Here is a 21277-nt window from a genome sequence, read left to right on the forward strand (position 1 = left end):
ACAAGCGATCAGACTCGTCCACGCCTGCCTGGGGTCCAATAACGGGGCACATCCAGCGGCCCCAACAGACCCGGGCCGGCCTGGCATACCGCCGGCACACAATTCACCGCAGGCATCGCGCTCAACATCTGGCCACCGCGCCCACCGAAGTTCATCTCGACCGTGAAGCTTGGGTCACCCTCGATCTCGATCCGGTACGACATGTCCGCAGGCCCGAACGGTTGTTTCCACTGCTTGCCGACGTCACGAGCCACGCAGTCGACATGCTCGACAACGGCGAACGGACGACCGCCCGATAAGGCCTGCAGTTCGAAGTGCACGACCGACGCGGTGCCCGCCTCAACCGTCCCGAACCCCGTCTCGACGTCGTGGTCGAGGCCATCGGTTTCATACACCACCCGAAACTCGTCAACCTCGAGACCCAACACCTCGGCGATCTGGTACAGCGTTGGCGCCCACATCTTTTCGATGAATCCGCCGGTAACCAGCAGAGGCGTGAAGCCCGGCTCCTTCCCAAAGCCGAAATACTCCCGGCACACGAATCCCGCGGTGTAGTCACCCCACCAACCGAGCTCGAGCACACGAATGCAGTCGACCCTGTTTGCGGCCGCCAGCGAGGCGATCGCGAGATCGGTGGTGGCCCACCCTGGGTCGATCCCGGTGAAGTAGCACGTGCTGTTGCCTGTCCGGCAGGCGGCATCGATCGGCGCGCGCAGTTCCGCCGGCGCGGTCGCGGGATGCGCGATTTCGAACCCGGAGAACGTGACGGCGTTGGTGCCTCGCTCGAGAAACGGGACGAGATCGGAAACGGCATCTCGTTCTCTGCCAATGCTATTGCCGAAATACGTGATGCAGTCGGCGCCGACGTCGTGCAGGTCCGCCCATTCGGCGGTTGCCGTCACCCCTGCCCGTGGCAGCCCGACGAGCTCGCCAGAATCGCGGCCCGCCTTGGCCGGCGTACTGACATAGTGACCGACCAGTTCCAGATCGGGATGCTGCAGGATCGCCTTCAACGCGACCGCTCCGATATTGCCCGTACCGCAGTGCACGACCTTGTAGCCCACGATCACCTCCAGCGTGACGAACCTTACCGTAGCGACAACGGTAATACCGATGGTCTGGCTCGGGCCGTCAGTAGCGCGTACCGTCGACACCATGACGGTGTTGCCCGACCTCGGGGCAGTGCGCAAGAACCTGGGGCGAAGCCTATTCGGCATGGTTGCCGGGCCGGACGGTCCTGCGAACCGGACACGCATCCACCACACCCCTGGCCCACGCTGGTTTGAGGAAGACCGACCGATCCGACGGGTACACGCCGACGCCTCGATGTTCGTCGGTGGCTTGCGCGCACTGCTGCTGCAGTCGTTGCACCCGCTGGCGATGGCCGGTGTCGCCGGGCACTCCGACTACCGCGGCGATCCGTGGGGCCGACTGCAGCGCACCAGCACGTTTCTCGCGGTCACCACCTTTGGCCCTGCTGACGATGCACAGCGCGCCGTCGACCGCGTCCGCGGCATCCACCGGCGAGTGCACGGGGTAGCGCCGGACGGCAGGGCATATGACGCCTCAGATCCCCACCTGCTCGCGTGGGTCCACATCGCCGAGGTGGACAGTTTCCTACTGGCACACCAGCTCTATGGTGCCGCGCCACTCGATCAGGGCGGCCGCGACGGCTATGTGGCCGACACCGCGCGCGTTGCGACCGCACTCGGCGTGCCCGATCCGCCGCGCACCGAGCGGGAATTGGCCGAACGGATCGAGGCTTACCGGCCGGAGTTGTCCGGCACGCCGGCAGCCCGCGACGCCGCACGCTATCTCTTGTTGACTCCGCCGTTGCCGATAGTCGCCAGGGCACCGTATGGCGTTTTGGCGGCCACCTCTGTGGCAATGCTGCCGGCTTGGGCGCGAATGCCCTTGTTGCTGCCCTACTTTCCGCCTATCGAGGCAACCGTCATCCGGGCGACCGGCCGCGTGCTGGTCGGCGGCATTCGGTGGGCGTTGACCGCAGACCACTGACACCTATCGCGTTGTCGCTCACCAACTCCGCGAAAGCTGGAGACACCAGAGAGTAGGTGTTCTCAGTCTCGGCATTCGATGACCTCGTAGGCGCCGTCGGCATAGCGAGAGCGGATCATCTTCTTGTCGAACTTGCCGACACTTGTCTTCGGCACCTCGTCGATGAATGTCCACCGTTCGGGCAGCCAAAACCGGGCGACCTTGTCACACAGATACTTTCGCAACTCGGCGGGCGTCGTCGACTTGTTCTTTTTCAAGACCACCGCCGCCAACGGGCGCTCCTGCCACCGGTCGTCGGGGACCGCTACCACGGCCGCCTCCAGCACGGCCGGATGCTCCATGATGCAGAGTTCCAGCTCGACCGACGAGATCCATTCACCGCCGGATTTGATGACGTCCTTGGCGCGGTCGGTGAGGGTGATGAAGCCCTGCGGGTCGATTCGGCCGACGTCACCGGTTCGCAACCACCCGTCGTCGAACTTCGACGGATCGGCGTTCTGATAATACGAGCCGGTGATCCATGGCCCGCGAATCTCGATCTCCCCCACCGCCTTACCGTCGCATGGCAATACACTGCCGGCGTCGTCGACGACGCGGACGTCGACCCCGCACAACACCCGGCCCGCACTGCCGCGCAGCGTCCAGTGGTCCTCACCGGTGACTTCGGGCGGCGGCGTCGCGAGGGCGGCCAGTGGTGAGGTCTCGGTCATGCCCCAGCCCTGGCGGATGTGTACGCCGTAGGTCTTCTCGTACTCCTTCATCATTCCCAGCGGCACCGCTGAGCCTCCGCACACCACCAGACGCAGCGACGAGATGTCTCGTCCCGGATTGGCGTGCAGATACTGCAGCACGTCGTTCCAAATCGTCGGCACCGCTGCCGCGACCGTGGGCCGGTGCCGTTCGATCATGTCGACCAGTGGGGCGGCCTGCAGGAAGCGGTCAGGCAGCAGCAGGTCCGCGCCGGCCATCACCGCCGCATACGGCTGACCCCAGGCGTTGGCGTGGAACATCGGCACGATCGGCAGCACCCGGTCTCCATCACCAAGGCCGAGTGCGTTGGCCGCACAAACCGACATCGAGTGCAGATAGTTCGAGCGGTGGCTGTAGACGATTCCCTTCGGATGTCCAGTAGTGCCGCTCGTGTAACACATTGCGGCCGCACTGGTTTCATCCACATCGGGCCAGTCGTACTCGATCGGCTTCCCATCGAGAAGCTCTTCGTAGCGGATCACGGTCTTGCCCGAGGCCGACAGCGGCTCCAGATCGCCCTCGCCCACAGCGACCACGGTCTGCACCGACTCCATCTCGGGAAGCACGGCGGCCAGCAGCGGGGCTAACGACATGTCGACCACGACGACACGATCCTGCGCCTGATTGGCGATGAACAGAACCTGATCACCAGCGAGCCGGATATTCAAGGTGTGCAGCACTGCGCCCATACAGGGTGCGGCGAAGTACGCCTCGAGGTGTTCCTGGTTGTTCCACATGAAGGTCGCGACGCGGTCGCCGTCGGTCACTCCGATCTGGCGCAGCCCGTGGGCCAACTGGGCAGCTCGCGTGCCGAGTTCCCCGAAGCTGATTTCGCGATACCCGCCGGCGGTCGCGGTAATGACTTTCCGGTTCGAATTCCAGCGAGTGCCGTGCCGCAGGATCCCCGTCACCGTCAACGGGAAGTCCTGCATGGTGCTGCGCATCAATACCCCCAAGGTGCGTGTGGTCGCTCTGCGCCCATCCCCCCGCGAGAGCCGCTGGCGCCCATGATTGTCGATGCGCCGCCAAATCGGCCCGAAACCGCCGAAGAGTTGCCGATAACATCGCTTGCCATGGGTTACCCCAGCTATCCCCCACCGCAGCCCCCGAAACCGCCCGTCGCCACACACGATCTGCTGATCTCGATCGGCGCCCTCGTTCTCACACTGGCGCTCGGAGTGGTCGCGGGAGCGATGGGGTTGTTCTCGCTGGCATTCCTGGACTACTGCCCTCCAGAAAGCTGCAGCGTGGACGGAGCGGTTAACGCTGTCGGAATGGCACTGATCATTGCGTTCGGGATCGGGGTCGTCGGACTGGCGCTGACGATCATCCAGCTGGCTCGGCGCAAACCCGGATGGCCGTTCGCGGTCGGCACTTTCGTGTTGTGCGCGGTCGCGATTTTCTTGGGAGGAGTCGGGTACGCGGCCGCCGTCGGCTGACCCGGATCGTCGTCCGAAAGCGACCCGGCGCCCGAAGGATTCGCCTACGGTGGCCAGGGTGGAGACACACCATACAAAGGCGTCCGAGCTTGTGCCGGTCGAGGCGCTGCGTTCGGGGGAACACGTCACCGACGTCAACGGTGGCGGCCAGCACTACATCGTTTTGGAGTCCAAGGTTCTCGGCGAGGGCTGTGTGGTCTTAGAACTGGAGTCCAAGGCCAACGACCAGCTCCGGGTGATCGAGAAGTCTTTTCCAGCCGGCTACCAGATGGGTAGGTCAACCCGCCGCATTCTGTAACGACGCGGCTCGTTCTAGATGAGGCGTGCCTCGAGTCGCACCGTGACCTCGTCGCCGGTGTCTTGGCCGATGTGCCGACGCAGGTTCGTCTTCGCGGCGGGCAAATTCACGATCCTCTTCCAGGGTGCGCAAGGGGTTCTGCACAGAAGCGATGTTCAGCCCACGCGCTTGCAACAACGGGATGGCGTCCGACCAACACGAGCCGTCGGCATACGCGCAGTGCACCAACACCGACGGTGGCGGCGCCACCGAAGGCAATGGTTGCGGCAAACGATCGGCGATTGATCACCACCGCATTGGGCCGTGCAGTTCGCCAGATGTGCCTCGGTCGAGTTGCTGACTGTGCCGGGGCGCTGAATGATCCGTCTCGATGGATGCGAATAAGGCCTTCGAGCTGGCGACGTTCGACGCGATCGCTCAGGCCGAGTTGGTGGCCTCGGGCCAGTTGTCCGCGACTGAACTCCTGGAGGCCGCCATCCTGCGCCTGGAGGCAGCGCGTCACCTGAACGCCGTCATCACCGACCTGTTCGACCGCGGGCGTGCTCAAGCCGAGGCGCTCGACGCCTCTGGTGGCCTCCGCGACGGCGGCGCCGGGCCACTGGCCGGAATTCCCTTCCTGCTCAAGGATCTTGGCGCTTCGCTGGCCGGCGCGCCAGAGGCGATGGGCTCGCGCGCGCTGCGCACCCATGTCGCTTCCGAATCGGCGTGGATCGTCGAGCGCTACCTCGCCGCGGGGCTGGTCGTCTTCGGTAAGACGAACACCCCCGAGTGGGGCAACCACTGCACGACGGAGCCGTCATTGTTCGGGCCCACCGTCAACCCCTGGTCGCCGTCGATCACGCCGGGCGGATCCAGCGGCGGGTCCGCCGCGGCGGTGGCCGCGGGTGTCGTCCCGGCAGCATCTGGCGGCGACGGCACCGGTTCCATCCGCGTGCCCGCGTCATGCTGCGGGCTGGTGGGCCTCAAGCCCCGCCGCGGACGCACTTCCTTCGCGCCGGGCGCCGGACACGGGCTCGAGGGCCTGGTCAACGAGCATGCCCTCACCCGCACCGTCCGCGACAGCGCCGCACTGCTCGATGTCGTCGCCGGCGCGGCACCGGGCGATCCGTACACCGCACCTGAACGGAATGTGCCGTTCCTGCAGTCGATTACGCAGACACCGGCCGCGCAGCGCATTCTGATGGCCACGGCGTCACCGTTTCCCGGCCCAGCGACCGATCCCGAGGTCGTCGCCACCGTCGAGGCGACCGGCCGGCTGCTCGAGGATCTTGGCCACTACATCGAGCTGGGTGCACCGGTCATCGATCCCGACGCGGTGGCAGATGCCATCGCTGTCCTTCACACCGTCAGCAACGCACAGCTGCACGCTTTGGCCACCGCGCATCTCGGGCGCGAGCCACGTGAGGACGAATTCGAGGCGAGCACATGGGTGATGGTGCGCGAAGGCTTCACCACCACCGGTGTCGCCTATGCGGAGGCCATCGCGGCGGTGCACGCGCAGACGCGCCGCTTCGTCAACGGAATGGGCGCACACGATGTGTTACTCGTGCCCACGCTGCTGACTCCCCCGCCGCCGTACGCGCTGCTGGACCAACCTCGGGGGACCACCCGCGCATTCTTCGATGTCGAGTTCGCGACGACAGGGTGGACATCACTCGGAAATGTCACCGGCTGGGCGGCGATCTCGCTACCGCTGGGCATCACCTCCGACGGCCTGCCGATCGGTGTCCAGCTCATGGCGCCCGACGAGACGATCCTGCTGCAGCTGGCCGCTCAACTGGAAACGGCGATGCCGTGGTTACATCGGCGGCCGGTTATGTAATGTCGCTGCATGCTGCGAGACATCCGTGAGCTGACCGATTCGCCCGAGGCGTACGCCGCCGAACTTCGTCGCCGCTGGGGCGGTCTGCTGAGCTATCGCTACATCGGCCGTAGCTACTCCTCGATGGACCTCGGCCCCGCAGACGACACGGTCACGATTCGCCGCGACATGCGCAACGCGACGGGCGGACTGCTGCTCGCCGTCCTGAGCATCGCCGCGCCAGAAGGCGGCCACATGTCCGATCTGGAGGCGGTGCCGAACCCGGTCATCCACTCATGCCAGATCGTCGACCCCGGCCGCGACGTGCGACGGATCGAGATGCTGTCCGAAGAGCTCAAGCGCGGCAGGCAGATGGGCTACAGCCGGTCGAAGATCGTCGACGCCGACAATCCCAGCCGGGTGCTGGCGTTGATCCAGGGCCAGGGCATCAGCATCGGCACTCCACCCGATGGCCTCGAACGCATGGACGCCAATCCCCTCGATGTGGTCGACTCCCCCGACCTGCCGCCGCTCTGGCAAGTGTTCGGCGGGCGCCGCCGGGCGGATGGTCACTGGACGCTGCCGGAGCTCACGGTCGAGGTCGCCTCACCCGACGCGGCGCTGCACATCGGACCGCAGTTCGTCATCCTTGAAACCGCCGCGATCGACGCGGCCGCCGAACTCACAGGAACCGAACTCCTCCAAGGCGTTTCGTCACAGGTGATGTTCGTCGCGCGCGGCAAGGCCGGTCCGTTCCGCGTCGAGGCCGAACCGATGCACGGCGCCGACGGCGCGGTCGGCGTCCGGGTGCTGATGCACGACGAGGGTGTCGACGACCGCCTCACCACCGTGGGCTCGTACCTGTTTCACCGGGCTGGCTAAGCGCCCGCGGGTCGCGTGAGACACTCACGGCATGCCTGTCGCAATTGCCCGGCCGAAGTTGGAAGGCAACATCGCCGTCGGCGATGACCGTCAGATCGGCTTCGCCGAATTCGGCGATCCGCAAGGCCGCGCCGTCTTTTGGCTGCACGGCACGCCAGGTGCCCGCAGGCAGATCCCCATGGAGGCACGCGTTTACGCCGAGGAGCAGCAGATCCGGCTGATCGGCGTCGACCGGCCGGGCATCGGCTCGTCTACGCCGTATCAGTACGACACGGTGATCGCGTTCGCCGACGACATGCGCACGATCGCCGACACTCTCGGGATCGACAAATTCGAAGTCATCGGGCTCTCAGGCGGAGGCCCGTATGCGCTGGCGTGCGCGGCGGCGATGCCTGATCGGGTGGTCGCGGCCGGTGTGCTCGGCGGCGTCGCGCCGGCGCACGGTGCGGACGCCATCGGCGGCGGCGCGATGGCCCTCGGCACATTCGTTGCGCCCCTGCTGGAAGTAGCCGGCGGGCCCGTCAGGTTGGCGGCGAGCGCTCTGGTTCGGCTGGCACGGCCCGTCGCGTCACCGGCGCTGGACCTGTACGGCCGCATGTCGCCCGAAGCCGATCGTCGCATGCTGGCGCGACCCGAATTCAAGGCGATGTTCCTCGACGACCTGCTCAACGGCAGCCGCAAACAACTCGCCGCCCCGTTCGCCGACATCGTGGTGTTCGCCCGCGATTGGGGTTTCCGGCTCGACGAGGTCAAGGTGCCGGTGCGCTGGTGGCACGGCGACCGCGACCACATCGTCCCTTTCGAGCACGGCCAGCATGTCGTCGCCAAGCTGCCCGACGGCCAGCTGTATCACCTGCCCGGGGAAAGCCATCTCGCCGGGCTGGGCCGTGCCGAGGAGATCCTGGGCACCATGATCGAGGTATGGGACCGCTACGGGCAGCGGTGAACGTCAGAAGCCGAAACCGAGTTGGGCGGCCACGTCGCTGACGAACGCCGCATCCAGCCGCTGAATCAACCCAGAGTCGCTGGTGCGCAAACGATTTGCCGCTGCAAACGCTGATGCGCGATGCGCTCCTAGGTACAGGCTGCCCAGCACGTCGAGATCCATCTGCACTTCTGCGTCGGCATCGGTACGCGCGCAACGCGCCTTACCGTCGCTGATCTGCAGGGCGAATCGCCCACCGTCGCTTCGGAATCCGTCCGACACCTCGATGACCGCGGTCAGCTCCGCTTGGTAGCGGCGTGCCTCCAGCGCGGTCGGGATGTCCATGATCCGCAGCCAGAGGTCGTCCTCGTGGTGAGTGAGACGCGCTAGCCGTGAATCGGTCAGCAGATACGGCAGCGGATCGGCGGGATGTGTACCGAAGACGACCTTTTCCATCAGGTCGAGCCCGAGCAGCGCACGGCACAACGCGACGTGTGCGGCGGTGGTGACCGCCGTGAACTCGCCGACCCGCACGAACATCGGGTCGTCACCGAAAACGCGGTACAACGCGTAGCCGTCGGGATGGGCGAACGCGAACCAATGCGTGCCACCGCGGCGGTCTCGCTCACGGTCGGCGAGCAGCTCGTCCCACAACGCCTGCGGCCGGATAAGTCCGCCCGGTGTGTTCAGGCGCCATCTCTCGTAGATCTCCTCCATGTCCTCGCGGCGATCGGCAGGCTTGACGATCCGGACTCCACCCGGGTCGGGGGCGTCATGGCGGAAGCGCGCGAAGCGGCGGTCGACGCTGAGCTCCTGCTCGATGGTCGCCGGCCCGTATCCGAAGCGTCCGTAAATTCCGCCTTCGCTGGCGGTCAGGCCCGCGATCGGATATTTCGCCGCGGCGATGCGGTTGTGCAGCTCGGTGTACATCGCGCGCAAGATGCCGCGGCGGCGGTGGGTTGGCGCGACGCCGACGATCGTGACGCCCGCCATCGGCAGGACCCCGCCGCCAGGCACCGTCAGCCGCATATCGAGGTAGTGCGCCATCCCCACGATGTCGCCGCCGTCGCAGGCGAGGACCGTGCCGTCGGTCGGCATCATCGACCGCCAGGCGGTCAACGACTCAGGATGCCCGAACCTGCCGAAACTCGTGGCGTCCAACAGCGAGATCGCCGGCCAGTCGTCATCGGTGGCGGAACGGATCTCTACAGGAGACGGTGTATCAGAAGCGAGCACAGGACTCGACGGTGCCACAAAGCGTCCTGGTAGTGCACCCGAATTTCGTGCTCAGCCGATACGGTTGAGAGGCACGGAAGGAGCGCTCGTCATGGCGACTGATTTGACGCTCTATCTCGATGACCAACCCGGCGAGCTGGCACGGGTGGGCGACGTGCTCGGCAAGGCGGGCGCCAACATCGCCGGGCTGTGCGCCCTCACGACGGGTGGAGGACAAGCAGAGGTTCACATCCTGGTGCTGGATGCGACTCCCGCGTTCGAGGCGCTGCAGGCGGCCGGAATCAAGATCGCCGCCGAACAGGAAGTGATCGTGCTCGACATCGAAGACCGGCCTGGCGCGCTCGGAGAGGTCGCGCACAAGCTCGGCGCCGCAAAGGTCAACCTGACCACGGCCTATCTTGCGACCAACACCCGGCTGGTGCTCGGCGCGGACAATCTGGGCGAAGCCAAATCCGCACTGTCCTGATCAGCGCTTGAGCCAGCCCTGGACTGTCGCCAGATCCCGCGTGTACGCCATCAGCGTGTCGTCGTGGTACAGCGCGCTGCCGCTGATCGCAGCGGTCCCCTGCCACACGATTTGTACGCGGACCGGAGAACGCGTGTAGTAGTCGGTGCGGTCGGCATCTCGGCGGTCCCAGCCGGCCTGCAGAGCGAGCTCGGACAGATCCTCTCGCTCAATGGTTGCAGTCATTGCCGTTCCTCCTGTGTTGCCCGGGTTCGGTGCGAGACGATACAGCGATGATTGCGTTAGAGGTACTTGCGGCCGATGTGACCAAACTCGATGTCGACGCGATCACCAACGCAGCGAACACCCAGCTCAAGCACGGCGGCGGGGTGGCAGCCGCGATTTCGCGTGCCGGCGGTCCGCAAATACAGCGCGAGTCGACCGAAAAGGCCCCGATCGGCCTCGGCGACGCAGTCGAGACGACCGCCGGCCACATGCCGGCGCGCTACGTCATCCATGCCGCGACGATGGAGCTCGGCGGCCCGACGTCGGCGGAGATCATCGCCCGGGCCACGCACTCCACCCTGTCCAAGGCCGACGAACTGGGCTGCCGCTCACTGGCTCTGGTGGCGTTCGGTACCGGCGTCGGCGGCTTCCCACTCGACGATGCGGCACGGCTGATGGTCGGGGCCGTCCGCGAGCACAAGCCCCGCACGCTGCAGCGCGTCGTGTTCGCGGTGCATGGCGATGAAGCCGAGCGGGCCTTCCGGTCCGCAGTCCTTCCGTGAGCACTGACCCGACGATCGGAGTGGAAGAGGAGTACTTCCTCGTCGACCCCGACAGCCGCACGCCGCAACCGGCCGGGCCCCGCGTCGTCGCACGGGCGACCACCGATCTGGGCGGTGCGGTGTCGGGCGAGTTCACTCGTCCACGCCGAGGTACGTGTTGTGATCGGCCGGGGCCATCAGGTACGCGCCAACGGACGTCAGCTGCTGCCGCGCGAGCTCGACGGGATCGGTGTTTGTCGCAATCGAGGTCATTGCTCGGGCTGGCTACCCGGAATCGAGCCGGCCACACCGCCCGTCAACGCCCGCCGCAGCAGGTGCATCGCGATGGTGGTGGAGCGCTCGCGGACATCGGCGCGGTTGCCGGGCAGTCGCGTGGTGCGGGTCAGGGTGCCCCCGTCGCGGAGCTTCACCGAGAAGCAGACGGTGCCCACCGGCTTGTCGTCGGTTCCGCCACCCGGCCCGGCGATTCCGGTGATCGCGATCGCGGTGTCCGCCCCGAAGCGGCGCAACGCACCGTCGGCCATCGCCTCGGCCACCGGTTCGGACACCGCGCCGTGGGCCTCGAGCAGGGTTTCGTCGACGCCGAGCAATTCGGCCTTCGCCTCGTTCGCGTAGGCGACGACCCCGCCGGCAACATAGGCCGACGAGCCGGGCCGCTCGGTCAGCCGCGCCGCAAGCAGGCCTGCAGTACAGGATTCGGCCGTCGCGATGCGCCGCCCGGTCAGCAGCCGCGCGACCTGATCGTCGACCAAAGAGCCGTCCTCCGAGAAGATCTCGCGGCCATGGCGCTCTCGCAGCAGCTTGACGAGTTCTGTGTATGTGTCGGCGTCGGCCGGCTCATAGCGGGTCACAATCTCGAGCTCGCCCCGCCGAAGGCAGGTGGTGATTTCGAGCCGCTCCAGGCCGTCGATGCGCTGCTCGGCGTCGCGAAGGGTGTCGGCGAGCCCGGACTCCGGCAGTCCGAACATCCGCACTATCGCCTGGCGGTAGGTCGTGCGCCCGGCGATCGCCTCCTGCACGGCCGGCGTCTGAACTGCGAGCGGCCACATCGGCTGCAGCTCGCGGGGGGGACCCGGCAGCACCACGATCGTCGGCTTGCCCGGCACGACGACACCCGGCGCGGTGCCCACCGGGTTGATGACATGGGCCCCGGTCGGGATCATCGCCTGCTTACGGTTGGCCGTCCGCACCGCATCGATGTCGACGTTGTCGAAGCGCGCCATCAATCGCTTGAGGATGTCGGTGATGCGGTCCTCAAGGACCGCATCCAGCACCAGGTCGAGGCCGGCGAATCGAGCCACGGTGGCGACGGTCACGTCGTCGGCGGTCGGCCCGAGACCGCCGCTCGTGACGATCAGATCGACACCCTCGTCTGCCAGGAACCGCAGTTGCGCCTCGATGTCACCTGGGCGGTCGCCGCAGATCGTGATGTGGGCGAGCTCCACGCCCAGTTCGAGCAGCCGGTCGGCGATCCAGGGGCCATTGCGATCCTGGACGCGACCGGTCAGCACTTCGGTACCTGTGACGACGATCCCGGCGCGTGCGCTCACGTGCTACGACACTACGGCAGGCCGGTAATGTCATTCTCCATGACGGCGCCGAAGTCCCTCCGCGAGCTGTTCGAGCAACTCGAGTTGACCGAGGTTCCCTCACCCGACGGCACCGTGACGATGGTGATGCCCGTCGACGAGCGAACCGTGAACACCGCAGGCGGCCTTCAAGGCGGACTGATCGCGACCATGGCGGATGTGACGGCAGGTCAATTGGCCTCGCGCAGCACGCCTTTCGGCATGGCCATCGCCACCACCGACCTGTTCATCCGTTACCTGCGACCCATCAAGGTCGGTCCCGCGCGTGCGGTCGCCCGGATCCTGCGCACGGGTAAGCGGTCGGTCGTCGTGCAGGTGGACATCTACCGCGGCAACGACGATGAGGTCGGCGCGACGGCGACGGTCAACTTCGCCGCAGTCGACTAATGGTCGGCGTCGAGTGAATTACTTGATGGCCACGGTCACCGGCGGCGTGTTGTATCCGGTGACCCGCACCCAGTTGGCGGGGACACCGGACCAGGGCTGGCCCTGAAGTTCGACCGTCTCGCCCGGGAACACGGTGACGTAGTTATCGCTGTATTGGATCGGCAGGATCTCGTCGGCGTCCGGCGCGGAGACGAGTTCGGCCCGCTCGAAGAAACCGACCTGCTGCGACGCGTTGTGCAACCGGATGGTGACGCGGTCGTCGCCTGGGTTCGGCGATCGGTACGCGCTCACGTCGAGCGGCACCCGCGCCATGCGGTTGAGCCCGGTCATGTCCGCCCAACTCGCCTGCTTGAGCTCGAACGCGGAGTCGTTGCGCGGATCGCCGACGTCATCGAGCTGTTGTGACTGCCAGTAGATGTTCTCGCCGAGCACCTTTCCGCTCTTGTCGAGCAACTGGCAGCGCACGAAGAACACGCTGGAGTCGCCGGCGAGACGCGGCAACGTCAGCGCCTGCGCCGCTCCCCCGGACGGCACGTCGAGGTTGCTCGCACTGCGATCGTCGCGCACGCGACCCTGCAAGTCGTAGACCCGCACGCGCACTTGCAAATCCGTTTGGACACTGGGGGTTTGGTTGACGATGGTGATATTGGCCTGATCGTGATTGCCCGTCGCGTAGGAGTCGAAGACGACCGACAACGGCCGTAGCCCCTTCTTGGCGCCGTAATAGGCGCCGCCGGGCCGCAGGTAGTAGTCGAAAAGGTGCCCGAAGAACGACGGCCAATGGTTGTTGAGCATCCAATAGATCGTCATCTTGTGGTTGTCCCAGCCGTTGGCGGCGAACGCCTCGAACTGGGCGCGTGTTGATTCATAGTGCGCAAGTTGCGCCTTTGCGGCGAACTCTTCTGCGTTGTTGGACGGTCCGTAGCGGCGATCGATTGCGCGCCGAATACTCGTCAGCACAGCATTTTTCGGGTCCGAACCGGCGTGGAAGAACCACGCGTCGCTGATCGGCCAGAGTTTGTCGGGGGGTATGAACCGCTTCAGGCTTGCAAATGGCGGAACGTGCTCGTTGTCGCCTTGTTCGGCGGTGGCGCCGCGGGTGGCGCCATAGCGTCCGGAAAACCAATAGCTCGGCGGCCGCCAGCTGTACGGCCCCGCCATCTGAATGCCGTCCCAGAGTCGTTCACCCGCCGCGTCCTGCGCGAGCGAAGAGACCGTGTCAACCGTGGCGTTCTGCCAGTGCAGATCCTTGAGGATGCCGTGGTATTCGCTCAGCACGGTCGGCGGGGCCAGCCCGTCACTACCGTTGGCCCAGACAAACGCCGACGGGTGCTGACGAAGCATCAAGATCTGCGAGCGCAGACTGTCCTGAGCTACCCGCTTGTCTTCGTCATCCCACTGCGCCCATTTCTCCCATTGGTTGCAGCACATCCAGCCGTACATCAACGGGATACCGAGTTCGTCGGCCATCTCGACGATGTGGTCGCCCGGGAACTTGCCCTCCAGCCGGAGCATGTTCAGCCCAAGATCCTTGGCGTAGCCCAGGATTGCCGCGTCGCGGCTTGAATCGTTGGCGTAGAGCAGGTCGGGTGTGTACGTCGCGCCGCGTACCAAGAAGTCCTTGCCGTTGACCTTCAGGTAGAAATTCCCGCCCTTGCCGAGTTCGGCGAATTGCTGATCGGAGTCGCGGAACTGCTCGACCGAGCGGACGCCGAACCGCAGATGGCTGGTGTCGGTCGCAAGGTTGTACTGCCGGAACTCCAACTGCAGGTCGTAGAGGTTGGGCTGACCCATCGTGTACGGCCACCACAGGTCGGGGTTGGTGACGGCCAATTCTGCGAACTTGCCGGGGTCGAAGCTGACCTCCCGCTCCTCACCCGCCGCCAGCGTGATCGGCTGTTCGATCTGAATACGGGACTTGCCCGGCCGCGTGATCGTCGCCCGCAGGACGCCCCGCGCCTGCTCAGGCGAGGAATTGCGCAACGTCGAGTAGACCGTCAGGCGCGCGGAATCCGTTCGGGGAAGGGGAAGTTCGGAATTCACCGCGGAGGGCCCGATCGTCACGGTGCCCGCGAACCTCAGATAGACCGGTTTGAAGATGCCCGCATTGCGGTCGGGGACAAAAGAATTGCCGTTGGCCGGATTCTTGTCCGGCCCTTGATAGCCCAGATATCTCCAGTTGATCCAGTCATACCAGCTATCGGCGAGTTCAACGCCGTCGACGTCCTGCAGAGTCCGCTCTGGAGTGATCTTGACCGCAAGGGCGTTGGGCTCTCCCTGGTTGACCCACTGCGATACATCGAGGGCATGGGCGGTGTGCATGCCGACGATACGTTTGTTGTCGGCAACCAGATGCCCGTTGAGCCAGATCTCGGCGCGGTAGTTGATGCCGGGGAACTCCAGCGTGTAGCTCGTGTGGCCGGCCGGCGCGGTGAAGGCGGTGCGGTACCACCAATCCTGTTTGTACAGATCCTGCGGAACTTCGTCGGCCAGGTTGGTGCCGTAGTAGAGGTTGGGGTAGGTGCCGTCCTGCTCCAGGGTCTGCAGCACCGTTGCGGGCATGCGCGGAATGGCGTGCCAGCCCGACGAGTGGTAATCCGGTCTGGAGAGCGTGGCGCCGTCGGCCTGGACGTCTTTGGCCGACGTCAGCGTCCAGCCCTGCGCCAATTCCATCTCTCCGGCCGGTGGTGGCCCGGGGCGCGCAAAGTCAGGAAAGTCCGCGGCGCAGAGCAGCAGCAGCAACGCCACGGAGAGCAAAATTCTTAAGACGATGTGCCGACGTCGTTTACCCGACATCTGCGACCCGTCCACCGGATCACCGTACCTGCAGCGCCCGATCGCGGCTCAGCCAAGCAGCGCAATGCAATTCGGCGTCGTCACTTCATGCGCGCGAACACCTCGCGCACCAGCGGCCGTCAGCCCGGCATCGCCCTGTGGGGAACGTCGGCCACCAGCCCACCGTCCATCACGAACTCGGCGCCGGTGGCGAATGACGACTCGTCGCTGGCCAGAAACAGCACGAACGTCGCCACCTCATCCGGCGTTCCCGGTCGGCCGAGCGGCGCCTGGACCATGTCCTCGGGCAGATGCTTGGTCATCGGCGTGCGGATGAAGCCAGGGTGGATCGAGTTGACCCGGATCTTGGCGTGTGCGAGCTCCAGCGCCGCCGACTTGGTCAGCCCGCGAACCGCCCATTTGGAGGCCACATAGCTGTGCACCCACGCTGCGCCGCGCAGGCCTTCGATGGACGACACGTTGATGATCGACCCGCCGCCCGCCGCCGTCATGGGCTCGATCGACGCCTTGATCCCCAGCATCGTGCCGGTCAGGTTGACATCGAGCACGTTTTGCCACTTGGCGACGTCGAGCGACTTCAGCGGGCCCAGCGCGACGATGCCCGCGTTGTTGACCAGAACGTTGAGCGTGCCGAACTCCTGCGTCGCGGTGGACACCGCGGCCTCCCATTGGTCGAACTGGGTGACGTCGAGGTGCACATAGCGTGCCGCGTCGCCGATCTCATCGGCCAGCGCCTTGCCCTCATCGTCGAGGATGTCGCCGATCACGACTTTGGCGCCCTCGGCAACGAGCATCCGGGCGTGTGCGGCGCCCATGCCCCGGGCGCCACCACTGATCAGTGCAACTTTTCCGTCCACGCGTCCCATGACGGGTCAGGCTACACAAGCGCTGCGTGCTACAAGTAGAACCTGTTCCAGCCATCAGGAGGCAGTATGGCGATCCGCGTCGCGCTCATCGGCACCGGGAACTGCGGGCGCCTCGCGCTGACCGAACTCGTCGAGAACCCGCGGTTCGAACTGACCGCCGTAGGCGTGTCGTCGGACGCCAAAGTCGGTAAAGACGCCGCCGAACTCGCGGGCCTCGACGCCTCCACCGGCATTTCTGCCACTGACGACCTGGACGCCGTGATAGCGACCCGACCTGACTGCGTGGTGTACTGCGCGATGGGTGACACCCGGCTGCCCGACGCGGTTGCCGACTGCATGCGCATCCTGGCCGCCGGCGTCAACGTCGTCGGTTCCGCACCTGGCGTGTTGCAGTACCCGTGGCAGGTGATGCCGGACAAGTACATTGCGCGCGTGGAAGATTCGGCGCAGCAAGGCAATTCGAGCATCTTCATCACGGGCGTGGATCCGGGGTTCGCCACCGATCTGATTCCGTTCGCGTTCGCCAGCACCTGCCAGCGCATCGAGCAGGTACGCACGATGGAGATCGCCGACTACGCGACCTACGACGGCGCGACCGTCATGTTCGACGTGATGGGGTTCGGCAAGCCGCTCGACGACCTGCCGATCCTGTTTCAACCCGGCGTGCTGAGCATCGCCTGGGGTACGGCGATCCGGCAACTGGCGGCCGGGCTCGGCATCGAGATCGACGACATCACCGAGACATTCGAACAAGAGCCGGCGCCGGAGGATTTCGACATCGCCGCCGGGCATATCACCAAGGGCACCGTCGCAGCGCTGCGATTCGAGATCAGGGGCATGGTGGGCGGGAAACCCGCCGTGGTAGTCGAGCACGTCACCCGGCTGCGCGGCGACCTGCGTCCGGACTGGGCGCAGCCTGCCCAGCCCGGCGGCTCGTATCGGGTCGAGATTGTCGGCGAGCCGTCCTACACCGTCGACATCTGCCCTAGCAGCCGTAAAGGCGACCACAACCACGCCGCTATCGTCGCGGCGGCCGGACGGATCGTGAACGCGATCCCCGCCGTGGTGGCGGCACCACCGGGTATCAGGACGACGCTTGATCTGCCGTTCGTGACGGGTAACGGTCTCTACGCCGGCTAATCAGCGTCGCCCGATGCCGTTCCACTGCAGACAGACCTGCGTGCCTCCAGCGGACGTGTCAATCGCGACCCCGTCGGAAAGCGCGCGCATCAACGGGATTCCGCGACCGCGGGTGCGTGACGCGGGTGTCGCCACCGGCCTACGCCACAGCCCGTAGTCGCAAATTCGGACGGTCAGCCGTTCGCTGGCCGAGTCGTAGTCGGCGTGCATGTCCATGGTTCTTGGCCGGTCGACCAGGACGTACGCGAATTCCGCGGCATTCGCCAGTGCCTCGTTGATCGCCAGCACGACGTCGCTGCACTGGGTGTGATCGAGGTCGAAGAAGTGGCCCAGCCATTCGGCGAATTCCCGCCGCGTGTGGGCCGCGGCTCCGGCGTCGGCGGGAAGGCCGATGCGCTCGAAACGTTCGCCGTTGGCGACGCTGGCTGAGGTAACGGTTTGGATCATCGCAATTAGCGTGTACCCGAAGGGGATGCGTCCTATGCGCCTTGGGCGCCGGGGGCGTCGTCGAGGGTGGCGTAGAGCGCGACGATGTCGGCGATGCCCACCAGCTTCAGAGGCCGGAAAATCGACGTCGGTGAAATCGACCACGAGTGCGTCCGGCTTCTGCGCTAAGGCCGCCTCGATCGCGGCTTCGAGCTGGGGCGCGGTGAGCATGTCGACGACACCGCTGGAAGGTGGGGCCCCACGTCGCCGAAATCGGCGTACAGATCAACCCTACCGTTGAGCACTCCGGGACCGCAGTGCTCGTCGGCCCGTGAAGTGCGTCGGGGGTCAGACGTAGCATGGCAACGCATCGCAGCGCGAGAACGGGAGTGAGATGAGCGCGCAGCCGAATCCGCCGGATCCGGTCGCCGAGATCGCGGCGAGTGCGCCCGGCCCGCAGATCGGCGCGTTTTTCGACCTCGACGGCACGCTGGTCGACGGGTTCACCGCCACGGCGCATGCCAGCGACCGGATCCGCCGCCGGCAAGCGCGCATCGGCGAAATGCTCGGCGTCCTCGAGGCCTCGATGCGCTACCGATTCGGTCGCATGCAGTTCCAGCGGCTCATGACCCGGGCCGCGGGCTATCTGCGGGGCGAATCCCTTTCCGAACTCGACGAACTCGGCGAGCGGCTGTTCGTCGAGCGCATCGCGTTTCGGGTCTTCCCCGACATGCACGAGATCGTGCGGGCGCACCAGCAGCGCGGCCATACCGTGGTGCTCAGCTCGTCGGCGCTGACCATCCATGCCGAGCCCGTCGCGCGGTTCCTCGAGATTCCCCACGTGCTGTGCAACCACTTCGAAGTCGACGACGAGGGTCGACTCACCGGGCGGATCGCCAGGCCGGTGATATGGGGCGAAAAGAAGGCGACGGCAGTGCAACAGTTCTGTGAGGCCAATGACGTTGACCTGCAACGCAGTTACTTCTACGCCGACGGCAACGAGGACGCCGCGCTGATGGTATTGGTCGGCCATCCCCGGCCCGTCAACCCGCGCCCCGGCCTGGCCGCGATGGCCGCTCAGCAGGGCTGGCCGGTGCTTCGAGTGGCCAGCGTGCGCCATCGCGGCGGCCGGTTGAAATTCTGGCGAGCACCAATGAGCGCGCTGCGGCGCCGCTGAACGCAAATCCCCCAGTCCCCTAACACCGAAGACGCGAAACCCCTGACGCATGGCGGATCGCGAGGGGTTTGGCCACCGTTTCGGACCGTGCTGCGGCGCAACAGAATCAACGAAAGTTCTCACCAGCAAGGAGATATGACAATGCACCGATCACGCTTCGTTTCGTTCGCCAGTGCCGCAGCGATTTCGCTCGGCGCCGTCTTCGCGGCAACCGCACCCATCGCCCACGCGGAGAAGATCCCGGAAAAGACCATCAAGAGCGAGTGCTCCTCGGCAGGCGGCACGTACACCTCGGTGGTCAAAGGTGGCACAAGGTTCTCGACCTGCGACTACAAGGACAACGAGGGCAACGGCTATCGGGACTACTACGCCGACGGCTCGTACTACTCGACTCGTCCGATGTAACCCGTGTGGAACCCGCGGTCAGGGCGCTACTCCTACGACGACGTGTTCTCCAGTTTCAGTGCGATCGGGATTAGCGATTTCGTCCTCGACTGGCCTGATGAGGGTGGTCTGTAGCGTTCGAAGCCGCAGCACGCGAGGTCCTTCCCGGATGACGGCAGGGCGCCTAAGCTAAACTAGAACACGTTTCAGTTCGGCTAGCGCCCAACCGAGGAGCAGGCATGCACACCCCCATCTGCGACGAGCTCAACATCGAGTTCCCGATCTTCGCGTTCACCCACTGCCGCGACGTCGTCGTGGCGGTGAGCAAGGCCGGCGGTTTCGGCGTGCTGGGTGCAGTCGGCTTCACGCCTGAACAGCTCGAGATCGAGCTGAACTGGATCGACGAGAACATCGGCGACCACCCCTACGGCGTCGACATCGTGATCCCGAACAAATACGAGGGCATGGACTCGACCGACCTATCCCCCGACGTGCTCAAGAAGCAACTCAACGCGCTCGTTCCGGAGGAGCACATCGAATTCGCCAAGAAGATCCTCGCCGACCACGGCGTGCCGGTCGACCACAGCGACGACGACGCACTGCAGCTGCTCGGCTGGACCGAGGCGACCGCCACCCCGCAGGTCGAGGTTGCGCTGAAGCACCCGAAGGTGACGCTGATCGCCAACGCGCTGGGCACCCCGCCCGCGGACATGATCAAGCACATCCACGACGAGGGCCGCAAGGTCGCCGCGCTGTGCGGTTCGCCGTCGCAGGCCCGCAAGCACGCCGACGCCGGCGTCGACATCATCATCGCGCAGGGCGGCGAGGCCGGCGGGCACTGCGGCGAGATCGGCTCGATCGTGCTGTGGCCGCAGGTCGTCAAGGAGGTCGCGCCGGTTCCCGTCCTCGCCGCCGGTGGCATCGGCAGCGGCCAGCAGATCGCCGCGGCGCTGGCCCTCGGTGCGCAGGGCGCGTGGACCGGTTCGCAGTGGGTGATGGTCGAAGAGTCCGAGCACACCCCGGTCCAGCACGCCGCATACGCCAAGGCCACCAGCCGCGACACCGTCCGCAGCCGCTCCTTCACCGGCAAGCCGGCGCGGATGCTGCGCAACGACTGGACCGAGGCGTGGGAGAACCCGGACAACCCGAAGCCGCTGGGCATGCCGCTGCAATACATGGTGTCCGGCATGGCCGTCGCCGCCACGCACAAGTACCCCAACGAGAGTGTCGACGTGGCGTTCAACCCGATCGGCCAGGTCGTGGGTCAGTTCACCAAGGTTGAGAAGACCTCGGCGGTCATCGAGCGCTGGGTGCAGGAGTACCTCGAGGCCACCAACACCCTCAACGAGCTGAACGAGGCGGCTTCTGTCTGATTCACGGCTCGGCCGTGTGCGTCTGATTCACGGCTCGGCCGCATGCGTCTGATTCGAGGCTCGGCCGCATGCGTCTGATTCCAGGCGCCTGCGGCGGCTTTCTGATCGCCGTGTTGTGGATGGACCTGATATTCGACAGTCAGGTTCTTCGCCGTCGCGGTGGCGATGAGCTACCGCAAGCCGTGCTTAGTTCCATTGCGGATTACTACCACCGGGCCACCACCACGTCGCGACCGATGAGCTATCTCATCGCGGCTGTGATGGTAATTCTGTTGGGCACGTTGGGGTTTCGCGCGGCTCACGGCGACGATCCCGGCTGGTTGATTGTTGTACTGGCGACGCTGGCCGGTGTCCCAATCCTTCTGGCGCTGATCCGCACCGTGCCGAATGCGGTTGCGCTGGGCAACCGCACCGGAACGCCGGCGGAGCAGTCCCGTCTGGCGCGTTCCATCTGCCTCGACCATCTGGTGTGTCTGGCAGGCATGTCGGCATTTCTCGTCGTCTGGCTGGTGTTCGCCCGGACCTAAGCCCGATTTGGCCGCGAACGTTCCGTACCGCT

22 protein-coding genes and 1 pseudogene are annotated in these 21277 nt (G+C 65.8%); 14 read left to right on the plus strand and 9 right to left on the minus strand.

Annotation, left to right across the window (positions count from 1 at the left end):
- Positions 1–8: 8 nt before the first annotated feature.
- Complete coding sequence (locus tag VJV41_RS08765; RefSeq protein WP_325332911.1) at positions 9–1157, minus strand: dihydrodipicolinate reductase; 1149 nt, start codon at positions 1155–1157, stop codon at positions 9–11.
- On the opposite strand from VJV41_RS08765, the gene VJV41_RS08770 reads away from it, so the two are divergent.
- Positions 1156–2016 (plus strand): oxygenase MpaB family protein, encoded by an 861-nt coding sequence (locus tag VJV41_RS08770; protein WP_325332912.1) that lies wholly within the window; start codon positions 1156–1158, stop codon positions 2014–2016. The genes VJV41_RS08765 and VJV41_RS08770 overlap by 2 nt on opposite strands.
- A 62-nt stretch (positions 2017–2078) precedes the next feature.
- Here VJV41_RS08770 and VJV41_RS08775 read toward each other — a convergent pair whose 3' ends face one another.
- Positions 2079–3710: a fatty acid--CoA ligase gene (locus tag VJV41_RS08775; RefSeq protein ID WP_325332913.1), complete on the minus strand. Its 1632-nt coding sequence runs from the start codon at positions 3708–3710 to the stop codon at positions 2079–2081.
- Positions 3711–3839: 129 nt separating this feature from the next.
- Here VJV41_RS08775 and VJV41_RS08780 point away from each other — a divergent pair, with 129 nt between their 5' ends.
- From VJV41_RS08780 to VJV41_RS08800, 5 genes are all read left to right on the plus strand, one after another.
- Positions 3840–4205 carry a hypothetical protein gene (locus VJV41_RS08780; protein WP_325332914.1) on the plus strand — a complete coding sequence of 122 codons (366 nt, stop codon included), beginning with the start codon at positions 3840–3842 and terminating at the stop codon, positions 4203–4205.
- Positions 4206–4263: 58 nt separating this feature from the next.
- Positions 4264–4503, plus strand: a complete 240-nt coding sequence (locus VJV41_RS08785; protein ID WP_325332915.1) for a hypothetical protein — start codon at positions 4264–4266, stop codon at positions 4501–4503.
- Positions 4504–4873: 370 nt separating this feature from the next.
- A complete protein-coding gene (locus VJV41_RS08790) occupies positions 4874–6325 on the plus strand; it encodes an amidase (RefSeq protein ID WP_325332916.1) in 1452 nt (483 codons plus the stop codon).
- A 9-nt stretch (positions 6326–6334) separates the two neighbouring features.
- Positions 6335–7186, plus strand: a complete 852-nt coding sequence (locus tag VJV41_RS08795; protein WP_325332917.1) for a hypothetical protein — start codon at positions 6335–6337, stop codon at positions 7184–7186.
- Between the two features lie 31 nt (positions 7187–7217).
- Complete coding sequence (locus tag VJV41_RS08800; RefSeq protein WP_325332918.1) at positions 7218–8132, plus strand: alpha/beta hydrolase; 915 nt, start codon at positions 7218–7220, stop codon at positions 8130–8132.
- A gap of 3 nt (positions 8133–8135) precedes the next feature.
- Here the strand turns inward: VJV41_RS08800 and VJV41_RS08805 are convergent, their stop codons facing one another.
- Positions 8136–9347 carry an enhanced intracellular survival protein Eis gene (locus VJV41_RS08805; protein ID WP_325332919.1) on the minus strand — a complete coding sequence of 404 codons (1212 nt, stop codon included), beginning with the start codon at positions 9345–9347 and terminating at the stop codon, positions 8136–8138.
- 91 nt (positions 9348–9438) lie between these two features.
- Here VJV41_RS08805 and VJV41_RS08810 point away from each other — a divergent pair, with 91 nt between their 5' ends.
- Complete coding sequence (locus VJV41_RS08810) at positions 9439–9813, plus strand: amino acid-binding protein (protein ID WP_325332920.1); 375 nt, start codon at positions 9439–9441, stop codon at positions 9811–9813.
- Here the strand turns inward: VJV41_RS08810 and VJV41_RS08815 are convergent, their stop codons facing one another.
- Positions 9814–10038, minus strand: coding sequence for a hypothetical protein (locus VJV41_RS08815; RefSeq protein WP_325332921.1), 225 nt, complete (start codon positions 10036–10038; stop codon positions 9814–9816).
- A 47-nt stretch (positions 10039–10085) separates the two neighbouring features.
- Here VJV41_RS08815 and VJV41_RS08820 point away from each other — a divergent pair, with 47 nt between their 5' ends.
- Positions 10086–10580, plus strand: a complete 495-nt coding sequence (locus VJV41_RS08820; RefSeq protein ID WP_325332922.1) for a macro domain-containing protein — start codon at positions 10086–10088, stop codon at positions 10578–10580.
- 248 nt (positions 10581–10828) lie between these two features.
- On the opposite strand, the gene VJV41_RS08825 is transcribed toward VJV41_RS08820, so the two are convergent.
- Positions 10829–12130 carry a competence/damage-inducible protein A gene (locus tag VJV41_RS08825; protein WP_325332923.1) on the minus strand — a complete coding sequence of 434 codons (1302 nt, stop codon included), beginning with the start codon at positions 12128–12130 and terminating at the stop codon, positions 10829–10831.
- Between the two features lie 39 nt (positions 12131–12169).
- On the opposite strand from VJV41_RS08825, the gene VJV41_RS08830 reads away from it, so the two are divergent.
- A complete protein-coding gene (locus VJV41_RS08830) occupies positions 12170–12556 on the plus strand; it encodes a PaaI family thioesterase (protein WP_325332924.1) in 387 nt (128 codons plus the stop codon).
- A gap of 18 nt (positions 12557–12574) precedes the next feature.
- On the opposite strand, the gene VJV41_RS08835 is transcribed toward VJV41_RS08830, so the two are convergent.
- Positions 12575–15352, minus strand: coding sequence for a glycoside hydrolase family 2 protein (locus tag VJV41_RS08835; RefSeq protein ID WP_325332947.1), 2778 nt, complete (start codon positions 15350–15352; stop codon positions 12575–12577).
- A 119-nt stretch (positions 15353–15471) separates the two neighbouring features.
- Positions 15472–16218, minus strand: coding sequence for a glucose 1-dehydrogenase (locus VJV41_RS08840; RefSeq protein ID WP_325332925.1), 747 nt, complete (start codon positions 16216–16218; stop codon positions 15472–15474).
- Positions 16219–16284: 66 nt separating this feature from the next.
- Here VJV41_RS08840 and VJV41_RS08845 point away from each other — a divergent pair, with 66 nt between their 5' ends.
- Positions 16285–17358, plus strand: a complete 1074-nt coding sequence (locus tag VJV41_RS08845) for a diacylglycerol kinase (protein WP_325332926.1) — start codon at positions 16285–16287, stop codon at positions 17356–17358.
- On the opposite strand, the gene VJV41_RS08850 is transcribed toward VJV41_RS08845, so the two are convergent.
- Together VJV41_RS08850 and VJV41_RS08855 are read right to left on the minus strand one after the other, a co-directional pair.
- The gene (locus tag VJV41_RS08850; RefSeq protein ID WP_325332927.1) at positions 17359–17805 is read right to left on the minus strand and encodes an ATP-binding protein; all 447 of its coding nucleotides are present in this window, start codon (positions 17803–17805) and stop codon (positions 17359–17361) included.
- A 32-nt stretch (positions 17806–17837) separates the two neighbouring features.
- Positions 17838–18030 (minus strand): annotated as a pseudogene (locus VJV41_RS08855) (anti-sigma factor antagonist); the annotation flags it as partial.
- A 148-nt stretch (positions 18031–18178) separates the two neighbouring features.
- Here VJV41_RS08855 and VJV41_RS08860 point away from each other — a divergent pair.
- From VJV41_RS08860 to VJV41_RS08875, 4 genes are all read left to right on the plus strand, one after another.
- The gene (locus VJV41_RS08860; protein ID WP_325332928.1) at positions 18179–18961 is read left to right on the plus strand and encodes an HAD-IB family hydrolase; all 783 of its coding nucleotides are present in this window, start codon (positions 18179–18181) and stop codon (positions 18959–18961) included.
- Between the two features lie 141 nt (positions 18962–19102).
- Positions 19103–19366, plus strand: coding sequence for a hypothetical protein (locus tag VJV41_RS08865; RefSeq protein ID WP_325332929.1), 264 nt, complete (start codon positions 19103–19105; stop codon positions 19364–19366).
- 218 nt (positions 19367–19584) lie between these two features.
- The gene (locus tag VJV41_RS08870) at positions 19585–20718 is read left to right on the plus strand and encodes a nitronate monooxygenase family protein (RefSeq protein ID WP_325332930.1); all 1134 of its coding nucleotides are present in this window, start codon (positions 19585–19587) and stop codon (positions 20716–20718) included.
- A 68-nt stretch (positions 20719–20786) separates the two neighbouring features.
- Positions 20787–21245 carry a hypothetical protein gene (locus VJV41_RS08875; protein ID WP_325332931.1) on the plus strand — a complete coding sequence of 153 codons (459 nt, stop codon included), beginning with the start codon at positions 20787–20789 and terminating at the stop codon, positions 21243–21245.
- The last annotated feature ends 32 nt before the right edge of the window (positions 21246–21277 follow it).

This window comes from Mycobacterium sp., from assembly GCF_035274705.1.
Taxonomy (GTDB): Bacteria; Actinomycetota; Actinomycetes; order Mycobacteriales; family Mycobacteriaceae; genus Mycobacterium.